At 46.9% G+C, this 20,876-nt stretch carries 14 protein-coding genes and 1 pseudogene; 1 reads left to right on the forward strand and 14 read right to left on the reverse strand.

All coding sequences use genetic code 11. The annotated features are described in order from the left end of the window. Positions 1–56 precede the first annotated feature (56 nt). From ACN6MW_RS03210 to ACN6MW_RS03245, 8 genes and pseudogenes are all read right to left on the reverse strand, one after another. Positions 57–194: pseudogene (locus tag ACN6MW_RS03210) on the reverse strand (PhzF family phenazine biosynthesis protein); the annotation flags it as partial. 115 nt (positions 195–309) lie between these two features. After that, entirely contained in the window at positions 310–1,473 is a 1,164-nt protein-coding gene (locus tag ACN6MW_RS03215; protein ID WP_419874198.1) for a benzoate/H(+) symporter BenE family transporter, read from the reverse strand. Beyond that, the gene (locus tag ACN6MW_RS03220; RefSeq protein WP_419874199.1) at positions 1,470–2,294 is read right to left on the reverse strand and encodes a uroporphyrinogen-III synthase; all 825 of its coding nucleotides are present in this window, start codon (positions 2,292–2,294) and stop codon (positions 1,470–1,472) included. Before ACN6MW_RS03220 ends, ACN6MW_RS03215 begins: the two co-directional genes overlap by 4 nt. Before the next feature lie 200 nt (positions 2,295–2,494). Then, positions 2,495–3,538 carry an ABC transporter substrate-binding protein gene (locus tag ACN6MW_RS03225; RefSeq protein WP_419874200.1) on the reverse strand — a complete coding sequence of 348 codons (1,044 nt, stop codon included), beginning with the start codon at positions 3,536–3,538 and terminating at the stop codon, positions 2,495–2,497. A gap of 60 nt (positions 3,539–3,598) precedes the next feature. Further along, positions 3,599–4,567, reverse strand: a complete 969-nt coding sequence (gene yjfF / locus ACN6MW_RS03230; protein WP_419874201.1) for a galactofuranose ABC transporter, permease protein YjfF — start codon at positions 4,565–4,567, stop codon at positions 3,599–3,601. After that, on the reverse strand, positions 4,557–5,600 hold the full coding sequence (locus ACN6MW_RS03235; RefSeq protein WP_419874202.1) for an ABC transporter permease: 1,044 nt from the start codon (positions 5,598–5,600) through the stop codon (positions 4,557–4,559). The genes yjfF and ACN6MW_RS03235 overlap by 11 nt, the downstream gene beginning before the upstream one ends. A 2-nt stretch (positions 5,601–5,602) precedes the next feature. Beyond that, entirely contained in the window at positions 5,603–7,114 is a 1,512-nt protein-coding gene (locus ACN6MW_RS03240) for a sugar ABC transporter ATP-binding protein (RefSeq protein WP_419874203.1), read from the reverse strand. 94 nt (positions 7,115–7,208) lie between these two features. Then, positions 7,209–8,258 carry an ABC transporter substrate-binding protein gene (locus tag ACN6MW_RS03245; protein ID WP_419874204.1) on the reverse strand — a complete coding sequence of 350 codons (1,050 nt, stop codon included), beginning with the start codon at positions 8,256–8,258 and terminating at the stop codon, positions 7,209–7,211. 357 nt (positions 8,259–8,615) lie between these two features. Here ACN6MW_RS03245 and ACN6MW_RS03250 point away from each other — a divergent pair, with 357 nt between their 5' ends. After that, complete coding sequence (locus ACN6MW_RS03250; protein WP_419874205.1) at positions 8,616–10,076, forward strand: MFS transporter; 1,461 nt, start codon at positions 8,616–8,618, stop codon at positions 10,074–10,076. Between the two features lie 208 nt (positions 10,077–10,284). Here the strand turns inward: ACN6MW_RS03250 and ACN6MW_RS03255 are convergent, their stop codons facing one another. The 6 genes from ACN6MW_RS03255 to ACN6MW_RS03280 all read right to left on the reverse strand — a co-directional run bounded on the left by ACN6MW_RS03255 (position 10,285) and on the right by ACN6MW_RS03280 (position 20,860). Beyond that, positions 10,285–12,021: an ABC transporter ATP-binding protein gene (locus tag ACN6MW_RS03255; RefSeq protein ID WP_419876260.1), complete on the reverse strand. Its 1,737-nt coding sequence runs from the start codon at positions 12,019–12,021 to the stop codon at positions 10,285–10,287. Between the two features lie 43 nt (positions 12,022–12,064). Then, positions 12,065–13,834: an ABC transporter ATP-binding protein gene (locus tag ACN6MW_RS03260; protein ID WP_419874206.1), complete on the reverse strand. Its 1,770-nt coding sequence runs from the start codon at positions 13,832–13,834 to the stop codon at positions 12,065–12,067. Positions 13,835–13,931: 97 nt separating this feature from the next. Beyond that, positions 13,932–14,366 carry a MarR family winged helix-turn-helix transcriptional regulator gene (locus tag ACN6MW_RS03265; RefSeq protein WP_419874207.1) on the reverse strand — a complete coding sequence of 145 codons (435 nt, stop codon included), beginning with the start codon at positions 14,364–14,366 and terminating at the stop codon, positions 13,932–13,934. Positions 14,367–14,627: 261 nt separating this feature from the next. Further along, positions 14,628–17,438 (reverse strand): sugar-binding domain-containing protein, encoded by a 2,811-nt coding sequence (locus ACN6MW_RS03270; protein ID WP_419874208.1) that lies wholly within the window; start codon positions 17,436–17,438, stop codon positions 14,628–14,630. A gap of 36 nt (positions 17,439–17,474) precedes the next feature. Then, on the reverse strand, positions 17,475–19,076 hold the full coding sequence (locus ACN6MW_RS03275; protein ID WP_419874209.1) for a response regulator: 1,602 nt from the start codon (positions 19,074–19,076) through the stop codon (positions 17,475–17,477). Beyond that, positions 19,073–20,860, reverse strand: a complete 1,788-nt coding sequence (locus ACN6MW_RS03280; RefSeq protein WP_419874210.1) for a histidine kinase — start codon at positions 20,858–20,860, stop codon at positions 19,073–19,075. The genes ACN6MW_RS03275 and ACN6MW_RS03280 overlap by 4 nt, the downstream gene beginning before the upstream one ends. Between the last annotated feature and the right edge of the window lie 16 nt (positions 20,861–20,876).

A 20,876-nucleotide genomic window follows, 5' to 3' on the forward strand; every position in this document is an offset into this window, starting at 1 on the left:
GTTATATGTTTATTTGCCGAAAGCTTATCTTTATCATCTTATCCAACATAAAGCTCTGCTGTTTCGGAAAGATTATTCTCGATCGCAATCTTCTGCATAAGTTCTTCCGAAAGCCAAGCATCCATAACACAGACTCCGGCTGGATTCCCTTCAAAAACGTTCTCGGCAAAGGCATCAACGACATAATATTTCATATTCATCTACCTTCCTTACTTCATACTCCTGATAAGAGAATTGTAACAACATTCATTGTTTGCCATCAAACATTGTATGACATTCAATTTTCTTATAAAAAAAATATAGGCGATCTTATCCTTTATCTGCATTTCTGCCCTCTCCAAGCCATTTCATTGTAAATAAGCCGACGGCTAGGCTCCAGACGGGAGCGGAAATGCCCATAAAACTAATATTCGATACCGCGATTGCAAAGGTAAACACAGTGGAATAGCGGTACTCTGGCTTTGAGAAGGCTGACTGTATGCTTTTCATGAATACAGCCATTAAAGAAAAGCCAGTAATCATCCAGATAAAAGAAATAGGTAGTGTCTTAATAAACGCAATCACTTTCCACGCCATCAACCCGAACAACGCTACAAGCAAGCCTGATACAATAGCTGAGAAATATTTCTTTTCTTTTGGGCCAGCCTCATCACTGCTGCAGAGCATCGTCATCATCCCGCCTATGTTAACGGAGTGGCCGCCGAACCAGCCAACGAGTGAAGCCGCTGCTCCTGTTATCGTTATCGTTCTCGCTGCGGAAGGCTCATATCCATTTTTCCTAAGCACCGCTAAAGCAACGAATATATCATTGCTAATGACCAGTAACGCTAGTGGCACCGAAAGCGACACAAAGCTGTTCCATGAAAATATCGGGGTAACTATATAAGGCAAAGAAAATGGGATATCTTCCATTTTAGGTAAATCATAACCAATGAATAAAGCCATCATCCCTAATCCGATCACGCCCAAAATCGGGGGGCATTTATTGATCAGCTTTGGAAACAAAAAAAAGCCTGCCAATGCAAACATTCCAATAAAAGGCGTCTCTTTAATGGCAGGGATAATTTGTACAATATGGTTAAAAATCAATCCCGCAAGCATGGCATCCATTAACGCCACCGGAAGGAAGGCTAAAAGCTTTTGCCCTAAACCCGAAATCCCGAAAAAAGCAATGACCGCACCCGACATAATGGCTGCACCAGCCAACTCTTCAATGGAGAAATAGACGATGGATGTGCTCAAAAAAGCTGCTGCCGTTATCGAATGCGCTCCGCCGAAAGGGATTTTATAGATGAAGGACAAACCAACATTAAGAAGTCCACCAAGAAAGTACACAGAAAACATCCAGGAAATGAGCTCTGGGTTAGTAAATCCTGCTTTCAAAGCGCTGTTAATGATGAGAACTGCGCCGCCGGTGCAAGCAAGCATCGCAGATAAAATTCCAGTCAGGAGATGTGCTTTATAAATCTTCATCTCGTTAAGCTCGTTTGATTCTTGTAGTAATGCGAAAGCTCGATAATCATGGCGCCCATTCGTTCACTTTCAGGCACGATGACCAGCCCTATTCCCTCTTCCTTCAATGCCTCGGCTGTTACTCTTCCCACCGCTGCCGCAACTACTCGACCATTGAAGAAATTATTTATGTCCGAATAACAACCAATTTTTTTGGCATAATGAAAAAAATAGCGTACTTGAACCGCGGTTGTAAAACAGACCGCATCTACGCTTCCCTCCATAATCTCCCTGCATAACTGACCCGATACCTCATCTTCTGGAGCAACATGCTTGTATGGCAAGATCTCTCTGACTACAGCCCCTTTCTTCTCGAAAAAGGTAACCAATGATGGCATTGATTCTCCATGCAGTTGGATTGTTACGCCTTGCCCTTCAAAATCAGAGGCTTGAAGTTCTCGAATAAGCCCCTGCGTCGTCCCATCATCATCAACGACAATCGGCTTAACACCTGATTTCTTCAGCAGCGCAAATGTTTTATACCCTCTTGCCGCGACTTTGGATTGCTTGATTATGTCGAGCACCCGAGAGTATAACCCGATTCGTTCTGCATGATGAAGCATGGCCTCAAGCCCGGTTCCCGTTGTGAAAATGATCCAATCCGTCCCGCTTTCAACTAGATGGTTCAGATCACGCTCAACTTCCTCTTCTGCGAGCAGCAGGGTACCTTGTTGGGGTCGAACAAGGGGAACTCCCCCCTGTCTCTCAATAATTTCACTGAGTTCGCTTAGTTTACGGGAACCCGTGATAACAATTCGTTTTCCCTCCAGCGCTTTGGCCATTACGGATACTCCTCTCTCATGTATCATGATATCCCTTACAATGTATCCACTATGATAAAAGAAAAAGCGTTAAAACAAACCATCCAAAAGTGGAGTATTTACACCCATCCAATCTGTATCACCGAAAAGACTCTCATAGGCAAAAACAACAAAAAACCGCTGAGTTTCAAATCAGCGGTTTCACTTGTATTCATAAAAGTCTAATATTTCCTATTCTTTACTTCTGTCGCAGCATTCTCCTGGGTATAGATATCTTCGGGCGGGATCATCCTTTTCGGAAGGGTTCTTCCCGCCATGATTTCCTTAGTAGCCTGCATGAGCAGGGGACCTAACAGCGGGTTACACTCCACAACCGCATTGATTTTTCCTTCTACCATCATTTCGAATGCTTGCCGTGTGCCATCTACCGATATGATAATAATATCCTCGCCAGCAATGAGTCCTGATTGTTCAATCGCCTCGATTGCGCCAATCGCCATGTCGTCATTATGTGAAAATAAAAGTTGAGGCCGTTCGCTTCCTGCTTCCTCTAGAAACTCCCTCATCACTCTGGTTCCTTCCTTTACGGTAAAATCCGCCGGACTGCTCCAGATAATATTCATGCCTTCTCTATCTGCAATGGCATCCCTAAAACCTCTCCCGCGGTCGATTGAAGGCGTGGACCCTACCGTACCTTCCAATTCGGCAATGCGGATAGGTCCCGGATGATTGCGCATTTTATCAATAGCATACTTGGCCGCCTTGATTCCTTCCTCGTAAAAATCCGGTCCGATAAATGTAACATAAAGGGATGTATCCTCTACATTAACAGATCGATCCAAGACGACGACCGGAATTCCAGCCTCCTTAACCTCTTTCAGAATAGCTTCCCAGCCGGATTGAACAACCGGAGCTATTGCAATGACATCCACTTTTTGCTTAATAAAGGCTCGAATGGACTCGAACTGTTTTTCCTGGGACTGCTCCGCGTTTTCCATCAATAGTGTGATTCCCGCTTCTTCAGCCGCTTCCGTGATTGAAGCCGTATTCGCCCTTCGCCAATCACTTTCGCTTCCGAGCTGAGAGAAACCAAGCTTAATTCTCTCCCCCAATCCGTCAGTGGGTGTAATCGGAGGTGTCCACAGGTCCGTTTCTGTGATCGATTCATCCGTCGATACCTTTTGTTCCGATTGGACTCCCCACCAGCAGCCGCTGATAAAAATAACAAGCATGGGGATACTCATCCATTTTAAGATACTACGCATAAGTCCCCCTCAATCATGGAAGATCATATAATATGTCTGCCCTATTTACACCCAAAACGATTAAGCTTTTATTGTGGAGCGCCTTGCGCTGAGAACCTTCTGTAGAAGAATGAAAACGCAAAGCAGCAGACCGATAACGATCTTCGTCCACCAAGAGCTCAACGTTCCTTCGAAGCTAATTATAGTTTGGATAACCCCCTGAATCAATACGCCAAAGAAGGTTCCTGCAATATAACCGACACCTCCAGAAAGCAGTGTTCCCCCGATTACAACCGCAGCGATCGTGTCGAGCTCAAGTCCTACTGCGTGCAGCCCGTAACCCGAAAGCATATAGAATGTAAAGACAACACCGGCAAGGGCGGAACAGAATCCGCTTAACGTATACACCATTATTTTTGTTTTGGCTACGGGCAAGCCCATGAGCAAGGAAGATTGCTCGCTGCCGCCGACTGCATAAACATTGCGTCCGAAGCGGGTATAATGCGCGACGTAGATAGCAGCGATAACAACGACGATGGCAATGATTACGCTAATCGATACAAAACTGCCGCCGGGCAATGGGATTTTGGTTTGCGCGACTGCGGTGTAGAAAGGATTATCAATCGTAATGGTATTAATGCTTATCATATAACAAAGACCTCTGGCCAAAAACATCCCAGCCAACGTTACGATAAAGGGCTGGATTTTGAAATAATGAATAATGGCGCCCATCGCATAACCGAATAGGGAACCGATAATTAAGACAAGAGGAATGACCACTGCAGGCGGCCATCCCTGCTGCTGGATCAGACTTGCGGAAATCATGGTCGTTAAAGCGATGACCGAACCGACGGACAAATCAATGCCCCCCGATAAGATAACGAATGACATCCCTACTGCCACAATAAGAAGAAATGAGTTATCGATGAGAAGATTCAGCAGCACCTGAAGAGAAAAAAAGCCCGTATATCTAAAGGATCCAGCCGCAAACATAATAATGAACAAACCAAACGTAACTAAAATAGGGATGTATCTACGGTTAAGAAGCATGGCGTACGATCTCCTTTTCTGCGGGGTAATGCCTCGTTTTCCATCTCTTGACGATCGTCTGCCGGAACGTTTCCGATTGAATCAAGCAAACAGCGAGTACAACAAAGGCTTTAACGACGAGTGTAATTTCTGGCGGTACTCCGATCATGTATATCGTTGTCGTCAGCGTCTGGATAATCAATGCGCCGATGATTGTACCCGTCAGGTAATAACGTCCGCCATTCAGTGAGGTTCCTCCGATAACGACGGCTAGGATCGCATCCAACTCATACCAGAGACCTGCATTGTTGCCGTCGGCGCTAGAAACGTTGGAGCTGAGCAGCAAACCCGCAATACCCGCGCATAAACCGCAAAACACATAAACTGAAATGATAACGAAATTGGAACGGATACCGGCTAAACGACTTGCATTCGGATTAGAGCCGACTGACTCAATAAATATGCCTAACGCCGTTTTTCTTGTTAACAAGGCAGCTATAACGAATATAAATAGGACTACAAATATAGAAAATGGAAGAGAAGCTAACGCACCTGTTCCTACATAGGCATATGTCGGACTGGAAACCGTAATAATTTGGCCGCTTGTAATCAACTGTGCGATCCCCCGGCCGGCAACCATTAGGATAAGAGTTGCAATAATTGGCTGTATGCCCGCTCCGGCAACGAGGATGCCGTTCCAAACTCCTAATACTAAAGACAGGATGAGAGACATTCCAATTCCTGTTAACACAAGCGAAAGCGCATTTTGATCAGCCCCCTTGCTTATTGTCATACAGGTAACTGCTCCTGCGATGGCCACAATGGAGCCAACGGACAAGTCTATGCCCTTCGTTGCAATGACAATGGTCATTCCAATGGAAACGAGCATCAAAGGAGCTCCGAAATTTAATATATCGATTAAGCTGCCGTACAAATGTCCGTCTCTCATGACAATTGAAAAAAAGTCCGGAGAATATAATAAATTAAATAATAGCAATCCGCCTAAAACACTCAAAGGCCAAAATAGATGGTGTTTGAACATCCGTTTCATCATGTTTATCCTCCTGCGATGGTCTGCATAATTTCTTGCTGGCTGAATTTTTCGTCTGTAATTTCCTTTACCTTGCGTCTGTCCCGCAGTACGGCTATGCGATTGCTAACCCGCAGCACTTCCTCCAGTTCAGAGGAAATAAAAAGAACCGACATTCCCTTCTTGGCGAGCGATAGCACAAGCTTCTGAATTTCCGCCTTAGCGCCTACATCGATTCCCCTTGTCGGTTCGTCCAATATCAGCAATTTAGGATCCGTCAGCAGCCATCTTGCCAGCAGCACCTTTTGTTGATTGCCACCGCTTAGGTTTTTAATGAGATGCTCCGGATTAGGAGGATTAATATTCAAAAGCTTAATATATTCGTTGGCGATTTCATCCTGTCGCTTGCGGGAAATTGGCTTATGCCAGCCGCGAGTCGCTTGGAGAGCCAAAATAATGTTCTCTCTAATCGTTAAATCATCGATTATACCCTCGGTCTTGCGGTTTTCCGAACAAAATGCTATCCCCTGATCGATTGCTTTCCTAGGGGAATGAACCGCTTGCTTCGTCCCCGAGACAACGACCGATCCCACGTCAGGTCTGTCAGCTCCGAAAAATAAACGCGCAGCTTCCGTACGGCCTGACCCTAGCAAACCCGCGAGTCCAACAACTTCTCCTTTATGGAGTTTCAAATCAAAGGGCTCTATCGCTCCCTTTCTCCCTGCCCCAGTTGCTTCTACTACTAATTCATTCCTAAGGTACTCTACCTCAATAGATAATTTCGGAAGGTCCTCGAGCAAATTAAGTTCTTTGCCAATCATCTTTGAAACGAGTTCGATTCGAGGCAGTTTATTAGCCGGATACTCTCCAATGAACTCGCCGTTACGAAGGATCGTTATCCGATCTGAAATTTCATAGACCTGGTCTAGAAAGTGCGTGACGAAAAGGATGGCTAGACCTTCGTTTTTCAGCTTTCTCATGATGGTGAACAACTGCTTTACTTCATTGCTGTCCAAGCTTGAGGTTGGCTCGTCGAGAATGAGCACCTTAGCCGATATGTTGAGTGCCCGCGCAATGGCTATTAACTGCTGAATAGCAACCGAATAAGCATTTAGAGGCTGTGTCACATCGATTTGCAAATGAAGACGGTCGCGCAGAAGTGCTTCTGCCCTTCGGTTCATTTCCTTCCAAAGAATACGGCCGAATCTTCTTGGTTCCCTTCCAATAAAGATGTTTTCCGCCACCGTGAGATTCGTGCATAAATTAACCTCTTGGTATACGGTGCTGATACCGGCTTCTTGTGATTCATGCGGGTTTTGAACCGAAATTTGTTTATGGTTCAAAAGAACCGTTCCCTTATCGATGGAATAAACGCCCGTCAGCACTTTAATCAGCGTTGATTTACCTGCTCCGTTTTCCCCCATCAAAGCGTGAACCTCGCCCGGGAATAAACGAAAGTTCACGTCTGATAATGCACGAACGCCAGGAAACCCTTTATGAATGCCCGTCATTTGCAGAACAGGTTGAAGCTCACTCACTGGATATCTCTCCTTTTCAAATGAGAAAGCCACTCTGGAGGCAGCATTCGGCTGGATCGAGTGACTTTCTCGCTTGATTTAAAATAAGTTTGAATTAATAAGCCCGTGTCGGCAAAGCCTCTTTCGCTTGCTCGGACGTAAATGTCGACTCTTCCGTCACAATGCGAGCCGGAATCTCTTTACCGTCCATAATATTTTGTACGGCTTCCATCAATTGAGGCCCTAGCAGAGGATTACACTCCACGATAAAATTGATTTTCCCTTCGCTCGCTGCCTGCATACCGTCCTTAACCGCATCTACAGAAATAATCTTAATATCTACGCCTGGCTTTAGACCCGCAGCTTCGATTGCCTGTATGGCTCCAAGTGCCATGTCGTCATTGTGCGCATAAAGAACATCGATATCTTTATGTGCTTTCAAAAAGGCTTGCATAACTTCTTTGCCTTTCGCACGAGTGAAATCACCCGTTTGCGATGCGATAACCTTTAAGTTAGGATTTGACTTAATCAATTCCTCGAAGCCCGCTTTGCGGTCATTCGCCGGCGCGGAGCCAGTCGTACCTTGAAGTTCAACGATATTGACCGGTTCCTGTGCATCCTTGTACTGATCAACCAACCATTGTCCGGCTTTACGGCCTTCTTCCACGAAATCGGAGCCAATAAAGGTAACATAAAGCGATTTATCCGCAGAATCAACGGCGCGATCGGTCAAGACGACCGGGATGCCCGCGTCTTTCGCTTCTTTAAGAACCGTGTCCCAGCCCGATTCAACGACGGGGGAGAAGCCGATTACATCCACTTTTTGTTGGATAAACGAACGAATGGCTTTTATTTGGTTTTCCTGTTTTTGCTGCGCATCGGAAAATTTCAGATCATAGCCCACTTCACCTGCAGACTCTTGTATCGATTTGGTGTTTGCCGAGCGCCAACCGCTTTCAGCACCTACTTGCGAGAAACCAAGTGTAATTTTTTTGTCTCCGCTTGCTTTTACGGCATTATCGTTAGCAGCAGCTCCAGCCGCTGCATTCGTACCCGCGTTCTCCCCGCCTGAATTACCGTTATTTGCATTACTCCCGCAAGCAGCGCTAAAAATCATCATGAGTGATAGAGCGACAGTCGCTCCTAATTTTCTGTACCTTTTCATTTCTTCTTTCATCCCCTTTCGTTATCACCATCTCTGGTGTAGGGCAATTATAAACCGCTTTCATATCGTCGATATACGGAGGCTCTTTCGGTTTCCCTTTAAATTTTTTGGCTCTTTAAGCATGCGCATCTAAACAGTGTACTTTTTTATTCAAAACTTGCGTTTTTCGATTACGGTTGCGGAAAATAAAAAAAGAGCTGGCAAAGACGCGGTAAAATCGCGTCTTTGCCAGCCCTAATTCATTGGCGTTAAGTAATTTTTTTATTCATACACTTGCATTAACCCTCCTATTTTACTTGCCTAATAAAATGTTAGAATGGAGTAATCGGTTCAAAATATATATTAGGAGCAGCACAAGTGCGATCACATCCAATCTACATTTTACGTATAGCAGGCCTTTTTGATGGTATTTCATTACTGGTATTACTAAGCATTGCTATGCCCTTGAAATATATTTGGGGGATAGAAGTAGCCGTAACGATTGTAGGCAGCATTCACGGCGGGATTTTCAGTTTATATGCATTAGCCATCCTTTATGCGGCAATTCGAGTGAAATGGAGTCCTCTTTGGGCTGCTGCCGCATTAATTGCAGCGTTTGTGCCATTAGGGAACTTTTTATTGGACTGGCAGTTGAAGAAGGCTCAGGCCAAATACAGCGTAAAGCCTTTTAACTATGCCCTGCTCGTTTACAGCATCGTGTTTTTTTCTTTTTTTGATTTATTCTCACAGCTGCCGGTCATGAGCACATTTGCGACTTCCGTCGGTGCCAGCTCGTTTATTGTAGGTTTTGTCATCGGGCTATATTCATTAGCCAATACGCTTGGCAATATTTTATCCGGTATTATGACCGATAAGGTCGGGCCTTTCAAAATACTAATGATCGGATTGCTGTTATCAAGCAGCGCTCTGCTGCTTTATCATTTTGTCGATCAACCCTCATTCTTGATCATCGTACGGATCATACATGGTTTTGTCGCCGGATTAATTGTTCCAGCCGCGTTTACCTTCTCTGCGAATACGACGATAAATGATCAGCAGGGGAAAAAGGTCGCCTTCACCGGTACATTTGTTGGACTAGCCGCTATTATAGGCCCTGCTTTCAGCGGCATTATGGCGAGCAAAACCTCCGTGCCTTTTGTTTTTACGTGGGTATCTATTATGGGTTTTACACTTGCCATTCTGTCCGCCATTTTTCTCAGCAAGTACAAAATATCGAAGAAAGAGAAAAACGAAACTACCGTTCCGTCATCGGGCTCGATTTTTAATGCTGGTGTAATAAAGGCTTACGGCGGCGCCTTTTTCTTAATGTTCTCACAAGGCGTGATCGCTTATTTGTTACCCTTGCATATTCAAATGCTTGGCTATGATTCGAAATTAAGCGGAACCTTAATGAGCACTTTTGGGATCATCGCCGTCCTCATATTCGCACTTCCTACGAATCGTATCTTCGATCGTGTTGCCTCATCAAAAACGATGGCCATAGGAATCGGTTTAATGGGATTGAGTCAGCTGCTTATTAGCCAATCAACGACGACATTCGCACTATACTCCGTGTTAGGCCTTTATGGAGTAGGCTTTGCCTTCTTGTTTCCATCTATTAATACGATGCTCATTAACGCCACGCCGGCGGAGCTGCGCGGGAAAGCTTATGGTTACTTCTATGCCTTCTTCTCTCTTGGTGTTGTTGCCGGCTCTTCTGTGTTAGGCTGGCTGCCGTTCACCATAATTGAAGGATTTACGTTCACAGGAGTCATCCTGCTGCTATTTGCCGTTTTGGTCTCCTTCAACAAGCAAAGAACTGGAGCATTGAATCGCTAGCGTAAGGCTCAAAATTATAAGAGAGAAATCATCGCTTTCCAACAACAAGAAGAGGCCGCCGATATAATCGGCGGCCTCTCTTCATCTATTCAGGATCTTCATACGCTCGCTTGTGCTATGTTAACCTGCTTCATGATCGGACATAACCAAACTTTTCTAGCCATATAGCCGGCTGCCGTCTCTTTCAGTTTTTGATCACACGTCTTCGTTACAGAGCCGCTTCCGCATTCTCGAACTGGCTGTTGTACAAATCGGCGTAGAAGCCGTTTGCCGCAAGCAGGTCCCGGTGATTGCCGCTCTCGATAATATCTCCGTCCTTCATAACGAGAATGATGTCGGCATTCTTGATCGTAGACAGCCTGTGTGCGATAACAAATGAGGTCCGTCCCGCCATCAGCCGGTCCATCGCTTCCTGTATTAGCAGCTCCGTTCTTGTATCTACGGAGCTCGTCGCCTCGTCGAGGATGAGAAGCGGGGCGTTCGCGATCAAAGCCCTGGCAATTGTAATCAACTGCTTCTGCCCTGCGGATAAGTTTACTTGCTCGTTCAATACCGTGTCATAGCCGTGCGTCAACGTCCGGATAAAATGGTCAATGCCGACAGCCTTGCAGACGTCCTTCACCATGGCATCGGTAACCCCTAGTTTGTTGAAGACGATATTTTCTTTGATCGTTCCCTCAAACAGCCACGTATCCTGCAGCACCATACAGAACTGCTCATGCACGTTTTCCCGAGGAAGCTCATGAATCGGAACGCCGTCGATGGCGATTTCTCCGCCGTTCAACTCATAGAACCGCATGAGCAGGTTGACGATCGTCGTCTTCCCCGCACCCGTTGGGCCAACGATGGCAATCTTCTGGCCGGGCAGTGCCCGCGCGGAGAAATCATGGATGATCAGCTTTTCGGGATCATACCCGAAGGCCACGTTCCGGAACTCGACTTGTCCCTTAACATCCTTAAGCACCTTCGATTTGCTGCTTTCGTCCTCGAGCTCTTTCTCCTCCAGGAATTCGAATACGCGCGCGGATGCTGCAGCAGTCGATTGCATTGTTGTTGCTGCCTGCGCGATCTGTCCTAGAGGCTGCGAGAACAGCCGGACATAAAGCATGAAGGCGACGATGACACCGAACGAAATGTGATCGTTCATCGCTAATGCGCCACCGACAATACAAACCGCCACATAGCTGAAGTTGCCGACGAACATCATGAGCGGCATCGTCAAGCCGGATAGAAATTGCGATTTCCAAGAGCTTTCATATAATTTATCGTTAATTTCGTTAAAGGTTTTCTTCGCCTTCCGCTCCCCATTATAGACCTTAACGACATTGTAACCCGAGAAGATTTCCTCGACGTGGCCGTTCATCGCTCCCAAGTTCGCTTGTTGGTGGACGAAATGCGCTTGCGATTTTTTGATCATCACGGTCATGAAGGCAAATCCCAGGAAGGTCGACAAGATCGCCGTGATCGTCATCCATACATTCGTGTAGAACATCATAACCAAGGAGCCGACCAGCATCGTAACAGATGTTACAAGCATCCCGACGCTCTGATTCATCGTTTGCCCAATCGTATCGATGTCGTTCGTCACGCGGCTCAGCACGTCGCCGTTGCTATTGGAGTCGAAATACTTGAGCGGAAGCTTATTGATCTTCTGCGAAATGCGAGTACGCAACCCTCTCGATACCTTCTGCGTTACCGTAGCCATGATGTAGCCTTGGAAGTACGAGAAGACAACGCTTAATCCGTACAGGACGGAGAGCAGAATGCCGATGCGGGCAATCGCGTCCATGTCGATCTCGCCCATTAAGCCCGCGGTGATGTGATCGGTCATAGCTTCCAGCTGACTTGGTCCGATAATCGTAAATATCGTGCCCACGACGGACAGCAGTAAAGCTACGGCAATAAGAGGAAGATACGGCCTGCAATACGCGACCAGCTTGCCCATTGTGCCTTTGAAATCAATGTTTGGTTTGGATGCAGTCTGTTGTTTAGCCAATTTCGAGCTCCTCCTTCGACAACTGAGAGTTAGCGATTTGACGATAGACCTCGCAGGTCTGCAGCAGCTCTTGATGCGTACCTCTTCCTACGATCCTGCCTTCGTCGAGAACGAGGATAAGATCGGCATCCTTGATCGTTCCGATTCGCTGTCCCACAATCAGGTTGGTAGCGTCTGATGTTTCTTGCTTCAGCATGGAGCGCAGCTGACGGTCTGTCTTGTAATCAAGCGCAGAGAAGGAATCGTCGAAAATGTAAATGTCGGGTTTGCGGAACACCGCCCTGGCGATGGATAGCCTCTGCTTCTGACCGCCAGACAAGTTCGTTCCGCCTTGCGAGACGCTGCCCTCGTATCCACCCTCGAGCTTCTCGACGAACTCTGTGCCCTTGGCGATCGCTACCGCTTTCTTCACATCGTCCGCCGAGCCTGCCGCTTGCCCGTTATCGCCATAAGCGACGTTGGATGTCACGGTTCCCGTGAACAATACCGCTTTCTGAGGAACGTAGCCCAGCTTGTTGTGCAGATCCCGGAGCGAGTAATCCTTGACATTCATGCCCCCTACGAGCACCTCTCCGTCCGTCACGTCGTAAAATCTTGGAATCAAGTTCATGAGCGTACTCTTGCCGCTCCCCGTCGAGCCGATGAACGCAACCGTCTGGCCCCTACGCGCAACGAAACTGATGTCTTGAAGCACATATTCATCCGAATCCGCATACTTGAAGCTGACATTTCGGAATTCTATCTCTCCTGCCTTGGCACTGTTTGAAGATTTCGATTTCGAGCTGCCGTCCTTGATGCTAGGTTCCGTATTCAATACTTCCATGACACGCTTGGCGGATACCGACGCCCGCGGCAGCATGAAGAATACCATCGACAGCATCATGAAAGCCATGACGATCTGCATCGCATAGGAAGAGAAGATGACCATGTCGCTGAACAAGCCGAGCCTTGCAGCCGTATCCGCCCCATTGATCAGATAAGCGCCGATCCAATAGATCGCCAAGCTTAATCCGCTCATGATGAGACTCATAACCGGCATCATTAAAGCCATTAAACGGCTCGTGAACAGATTCGCATCGGTCAGTTCTTTGTTCGCGTGTTCGAACTTCGCTTCCTGGCTCGGAGCTGCATTATAGGCGCGGATAACGCGCAGGCCAGTCAAGCTTTCTCTCGTTACCCGGTTCAATTGATCCGTTAATCCTTGAATCGCTCTGAACTTCGGCATGGCGAACAAAATGACGATCGCGATCATGAGCAGAAGCAGCGCAACCGAAACGCCGGATGAGAGCGTCCATTGCCAGCTCTTGCTGGAGATCTTCACAACCGCCCAGACTGCCAAAATAGGCGCCTTGATCATAACCTGAAGACCCATCGCCACGATCGTTTGCACTTGCGTAATATCGTTCGTGGAGCGCGTAATGAGACTCGCCGTCGAGAATTTGTTCATCTCGGCCATCGAGAACGATTCGACCTTGTCGAAGAGCAGGCCCCTTAGTCTCTTAGCAAGCGACGCGGCGCTCTGCGCGACGAGATAGACGACGATGAAGGAAGCGAGCAAGCTCCCGATCGCGCACATCATCATATAAGCGCCGGGCTCCCACACCTCACTCAAGGAATTGCCTTCGGTCTGTACCAGCTTCGTAATTTCCGCCAAATAATCGGGAAGCTTCAAGTCGAGCCATACCTGGAGCACGATAAACGCAGTACTGATGATAATAAACCACACATTTTTCGGATTAAAATACTTCAAAATCTTAAGCATCTACCGAACGCCCCTTCTCCCTGTTGTTAGCTATAGAACTGTAAGCCTACTAACAATATTACTTTAATGAAAGCCGTCCCGACAACTCTGACGACTGCTACTCCAAATTGCTTTTGATTTTATCCAAGACGGCGAAAAACGTATCCAGCTCCTCTCGCGACAAGCCCTTCTTCAACTCACGCTCCAATTCGACGTACTTCCCGAAAATGGCTTCACAGTACTCAATGGCCATCGGTGTAAGAATAATCTGCTTCAACCTTGCGTCGTAAGGAACGGATTGTCTTGTGATGAGGTTATTCTTCTCCATTAGCTGCAAAATCTTGCTCGCGGTCGAACGCCTGATCGAGAAATGATTCTCGAAGTCGCGTTGGAAAATCTCCTTATCCTTGTTATCGACAAAGAACTTCAGCGCCCATCCGTGCATGCCTGTCAACTGATCCGCGTATTTTTGATTAATAAACCCGTCAATCTGTCTTTTTAACATATTTCTTAGCGTTCTGAGCTCCAGCGCAACCGATCTTTCTGCTTCCATTCTCGACCTCCCTTATGGAACTAAGCTGCACGCAGCATCAACTTCCAAGTTCAATTCAAGCAAATCTTTCTTAATTATATTGCATCTCGCACACGGTTGACTATACCTATGTCGACTATTTGATTAACACTTTTACGACTTTTTTTGATGAGGCGCCGAATCCCCTGCAAGCATTCTGCGAATGCAAAGCCTAAATAAAAGACTCTCCCCAGTCATCGTGAATGACTGAGGAGAGTCCCCGTTTCATATTCCAATAGCCTGCTAGTTAGGGTAGGAAGGATTGATGACTGCTTGTCCACGAGTTGCTGCGCGGTTGGTTGGAACATTAGGGTCTAAGATGCCCCGAACTTGTTCTATGCTCAACTTGTCGGATGGCTTGAAATCCTCTGAGGCGGCATAGTTCAGCAAGCTATGGAGCAGCTGCCGCACCTCCGGTTTATCCTGCTGCCCTAAGAGATCGCTTGCGCATACAAGCAGGCTCCCTTCACCGACTTTAGCTTCAAAAATAAGAGCCAGCTTATGGTTTCGCTCAAAGTTGTCAATGACTTGCACGATCGGACGGAAGCTCTCCGGCAAGTCGTCAAGAATAAGCGAATGCGAGTTCATGACTATTGGCCACCACTGCCAATTGCTGTGAAACTCTGTCGGAAACGAGTGGAAAGCCGGATGCTGTTCATCGCAAAGAATCCCAAGCGTCCCCGGCGCAGGCTCTGCTTGTTTGCCTTCACAGATGGAGCGGAACATCGGATAACACCAGAAATCCGAAGCGAATGCTCCCTTAATATGTGTGGACAGCTCCTCCTGTTTAGGAAGCAAGAGCACGCGGCCGCCAGCGTCCAATAGGCCGGATACCTCTTGATCGATCGATTGGCGCACATAAACGCGATTTGATGGCTGCGTCTCAACCCTTTCCGGATACACCCAAATCGGATAATGATTTACGGTTTCATTACCCTTCCATTTCACTTCTAACATCAGCTTATCAGGAACCTTGGCCCCCGATAGATCAAGCTCGATCGTCCCTATGATTTTGAGAACCCCTTGCCCGACATCCTTTGACTCGGTTTCCCCGGCTCCGATTACAAGGTCGCCCTGCTTGATCGACCAAACAAGCGTTACAGCGGAAAGCGCACAGGGTCCAAAATTAGCGATCTCCAATTGCGCTTTAAATCTTTCATTTGAAGCATACGTATACCGGGGAAAACGGGCCAGCAATACAATCTCTGAGCAAAACTCGCGCCATTGTTCAGGCTCGATAAAACCCTTTGATTCCATAAATGCGTCCAGCATTCCAACTAGGGCCGTACCTTGGCCAGGGAAGTCCTGCAAATCAAGAAGCTGAAAACCGCCAAAGCCCGGCGTCCGCAAGGCAGCCTCGATTTCTTCGCGGTAGCAAATAACGGCGAGCTGACCGGATGCCCGGAAGAAACCATCCGCTTGCTCAAGCATTCCCTTGCCGCGAAGCCTTTCGCGAAACACTTCGAAATTCCGTGCTTCCAAGACACCGGTATACTTGTCTATCTCTCGGAAGTTAGGAAATGATTGATATTGTCCGATTTCATGGCTTACCGTTGGCACGTTAATTTCCGGCAGGTTATCCCTGTAATCGGTTAGCGTTGACGGATAGTTCGCCTGCACATGCCCAAGAGGCAAGTCGGCATGAGAGAAAGAAGCGCGTACAATCGAGTCGCCATGGCCTGTCCGCATCGTTACCCAAAAATCAGAATCATCGGAGAATGACGGTGCCCAGAAATAGTTGTTTGCCCCTTCGGCGTATAAGCGCCTATTATCCTGTTCCCTATACTCTTTCAGGAGGCTGGACATGGCTTTGCGGCTTCCGTGCAGTTCATTGCCAAGCGTAAACAAGGCAAAAGAAGGGTGATTTCCGTAAGCGTTTAATATGCGTAATCCTTCATTCCGTAAGTATTCGGCCATCGCCTCATCGTAGCTTTCATCCTCCGGGTCTTGAAACGCCCCCCAATAGGGCAGCTCCGGTTCAAAATATATGCCTAACAGGTCAGCTGCCATAAATCCCGCTTCGGGCGGGCAGCAGGTATGGAAGCGGTAATGATTAATCCCATAGGACTTCGCAACCTCTAACACCTTCACCCACTCATCCACCGTCATCGGTGAATAGCCTGTCAGAGGAAAGGCCAACGCATCGTGTTTTCCCCTCAAAAAAACTTTGCGCCCATTGTTCGTAAACTGCGTTCCTTCGGTTCCGAATTCACGCATGCCGAAGTTGACCGCCTGATCGTCCCGGTATCCCGTTCCGCCATTGCTTGCCTCAAGAGTCAGCTGCAAATGATACAGGATAGGCGTGAATTCATCCCATAATGCAACATCTTCACCCATGGCATAATCAAGCTCTGCCTTTTGACTGCCCGGTTTCACACGGATCTGATACGTTTTATCATCAAACGGTATTTCTGCCTTGCCTGGCTTTGCATGCTCCGCCTGCGAAATGGTAACTTTGGCATCCGCATCATCGGCTGTATCATTAAACAACTGAAACGTTAGACGAACGGATTTATTGGCGATGTCTGGATAGGCCTGGATGTTCTCCATGCGGATTGGCTCAACGACCTGAATTTCAAGTCTACCAAGCAAACCGTTCCAGTTCGTTTGCGTGTCTGGCGATGTCATATGCCCGCCTTTTACCGGCAACCCGCTGTTGTCAACCAAAACCGTAAGCGTATAGGTTCCGGCATTCATGGGACCAAGCTCATAAACATGAGGGGCGCTTACGCTATTCTGGGTTCCTTTCCACTCCTCGCCGATCCAAACCTGCGATACTCTTGTCCGTTCCATATACAGCCGGATTTGTTTACCGCTCCATTCTCCTTTGATCTCAATCTCTCTTTGATACCAGGCATAACCGAGCAGAGGGTAGGTTTCCGTTAGATGGGCAATCTCCCTTGCCGTGTTATAAAGGCCTTTTTTGTTCTCTGCGGTCGTCCCCGGCAGCTGAATCTCATCCGATAGCTTTCTGTTAAAAAATTCATTTTTAATTCCTTGCTTGGCGTCGTCCAAACTAAATCTCCATGTACCTGCGATGGACTCTTTAATCATATCTGTTAACCTCCGTTATTAAATTGCCTAGCGGCGTTAATAATAGTCCCTAAATTCTTGCGGGGTATATCCCGTTGTTTTCTTGAACAAGTAAGCAAAATAAGCTGGCGTTTGAAATCCGACTTGCTCGGATACCTCATAAACCTTGATACTCGGATCGCGCAGGAGCTCCTTCGCTTTATTCATCCGCGTTTCCTGTAAAAAATCCGAGATGGTTTTGCCCGTCTCTTTTTTGAAAAGCACGCTTAGGTAACTGGCATTCAAATGGTAGATTCCTGCAATTTGCTTGACGGTCACATGCTCCTGGAAATGCTTCTCCATATACTCGATAACCTTGCCGATTAAATTATGCCGCTGGCTCGCCTCGCCTTTTGTTTCAATAGCCATATAGCGGTGAATGTAATCGAGAACCGTGTCTCGTATTTGCGTTTCGTTTCGGCAATGGATCAGACTTTGCCACATTTGCAGATTCATTTCTCCGCCCAGATCGTTGTTCCATTTCCGCTTGCGGGCCAGCTCGCTCAGGATTGCCATGCCAAACGCTTGGATATAGGTAAAATGCATCGATGGCTGCGATAACAGCAAATCAAATACATTGTTTACGTATGCGACAACCTTATGGGAATCCGCTGAGGTTTCCGTCAGCTGAATAATTTCGGGTATTACCTCTTCGCGCAGTCGAAATTGTTGAAAGTCTGACTCATCCAGATGGTCGTAGTGCGAGATTTGACCGCCTTCGACCAGCCGGGATCTGGCAATCATGAATTTAACTTCCTTATAAAGAGACGGAACCTCTCCCCATGATTCGCATACCCTGCTGATTCCGATGGTGACCGTTGTCCCATACTGCTCCTGCATGACGCTTTGTACGAAGGCCAGCTGCTTGTCGATCGCGGCACGTTCTCTTGGATTTAAATCATTATGCAAAGCCGCGACCTCATCCGCACCGATCTTGGCAACAAATACTTGTTTATATTCATGAAGTCCAATATGAACCGCTTTCAAAAGCCCGGCTCCAATGACGACACGCTCTCTCGCTTCCTGTCCTGAAGAATGGTAATCATCGAAGCCGAACACAATTAGTCCGATCTTTGGATGGTGCATCGGAAGCTCGAGCAGGCGGCCCCAGGAATGCAGCATCTCAGGATTAACGCCGCCTTCTTCGATCACATCTGTAACAAAACGTTCTCTCACAACGTCCAGGCTGCCGGTTACTTTCTTCTGAAGCTCGAGGGTTTGATTTTTCATCTGCCCCAGTTTTTCGAGCGTCATGCGAAACTCGGTTAATTTACTCTCTACTTCTTCTACTTTTATAGGCTTCAGTACGTAGGCCTGAGCCCCGACATTCATCGCTTCCTGAACAAATTCAAATTCGTTATAACCGCTAATCATAAGAACCTGAAGCTGAGGATGGGATGCTTTGCACTTTGCAACAAGATCAATCCCGTTCATGACGGGCATCGAAACATCGGAAATAAGCACGTCAACCTCGGATTTTCCGAGCAAATCCAGTGCCTCTTGTCCCGACTCTGCCGTGAAAGGAGCATCAAATCCAAGCTCCTTCCATTTAATGTAACGAACCAGCCCTTGAATATGAGAGGGTTCGTCATCAACGATCAATGCTTTTAACAACGTCACACATCCTTCCTGATCTGTGGCCTTTGTGCATATGCCGGGATAGTGATACTAACCGCCGTCCATTCATTTTCTTTGCTTTCCATTGTAAATTCATGTTGATCCTCGAAGTACAGCTGGAGCCGCTCCCGAATGTTCGCGGTGCCAAATCCGTTTCCGTTCCCCACCCGTTGTCCTGACCGTAGTTGTTCCAGCACCTCGGCTGGTATGCCTCTGCCGTTGTCATATACCTCGAACCGAACGTTTCCGTGTTTCCTTTCAACCGTTATTCGAATGAAAGCTTCTTTCCTGCCCGTTATGTTGCCATGCATATAACAATTCTCTACAATGGGCTGCAGAAGCAGCTTAATCGTATAGAAATGCAATAATTCCTGATCGATATTCCACTCCAGCCTTACCCTCCCCGGATAACGCATCTCTTGTATTTCCAGATATGCTTTTACATGCTCAAGCTCGCCTTGAATTTGCGTCACATTAATTTTATTATCTAACGCCAATCGGTAAAAAGCGGTTAATGCATCGATCGTCTTAAGCTGCGTCTCATCCTGCAGGTCGAGCGCCCGCCATCTAAGCAAGCTTAATGAATTGTAAATGAAATGCGGATTGATCTGCGCCTGCAAAGCTTTGAAGGATTGCTCACGTTCCTTGAGGTTCGCTTGCGTGATATCCTCAACAAGCCTACCTAAGCGCCCGGACATCGAATTAAATAAAATCTCGAGCTCGCCAAGCTCATCCTTTTCCGTATTCCGTATACTGACATCGAACTGGCCTTGACTGACATCATACATTCGGGTGCCGAGCTTGTGAATGCGCCATACGACATTTTTGAGAACGGTCATCATTAAAAAGGTTGAAAATAACAGAAAAAAGAACACAACTAAAATGATGCCGTATAAAATCGTCTTGGACTGCTTTTCCAGCTGGTCCATATGAATCACCGCGGCAACCTGCCATTTCGAATCAATGGGCTTCACCATAAACAGATTTCCATTTACCGTAAGACCGCCGGCCACGCTTGCCTCTTCATAATTCTCCGATAACGAGGTATTTTGAAGCTTTAAACCAATCTTCTGAGGATCCGAAGAAACGATAATGTTTCTGCTCTCGTCAATAATCGATAATTCGCCGGAACCGCTGAATGGACGGTCGAATAAATTCCCAAAAACCGTCTTATAATCGAGCAGCATATAGACGATTCCTAGTAAATGGCCTGATGGAGCATTGATTTTATGGGAAATAATAAGCTTGTCTTTGTTAACGTTGCTCCAAATATACGAACTTGAGGCCTGCTTTGCTTTCGCAAACCATTCCGTTTCGCTTAAGCCCGGCAGCAAAACACGCCCTTCGGATTTCCAAAGCAGCCGTCCGTCCTGCACAAGCATTGGATTTGTGTGATAGATTCGAAAATCGTCAATGCCCGGCAAATATTTACTCGTGAACACAAAAGACCGGTCAACGTACTCTACCGTATTTAATTGCTCAAACATATCCGCATAATCCCGGCTTAACCTGGATATCAGTTCTCCGTCTGTTGCCGTCCTGATAGCAAGCACATCATAGCTCTGTTTGCGAAATTCTATATTCTGCACCGTTTGGCGCATCGCTTCGTTAATCGTGACCAAATAATTCACGCGGAAGCTTTCCAGCGCTAGATAACCAGCAACAATTCCAAGCAGGATCGTAGGAATGAAAATAATGGCGACGTAAAGAATCAAGACCTTTCGTCGGAGGTTCATGCTGCTTGTAAAACGGATAACGATTCTTTCAATGCTGCGGCGTAAGCGCATTATAATCCCCCCTTCC

It is taken from the genome of Pristimantibacillus sp. PTI5, from assembly GCF_048572955.1.
In the GTDB taxonomy this organism is placed as follows: domain Bacteria; phylum Bacillota; class Bacilli; order Paenibacillales; family Paenibacillaceae; genus Pristimantibacillus.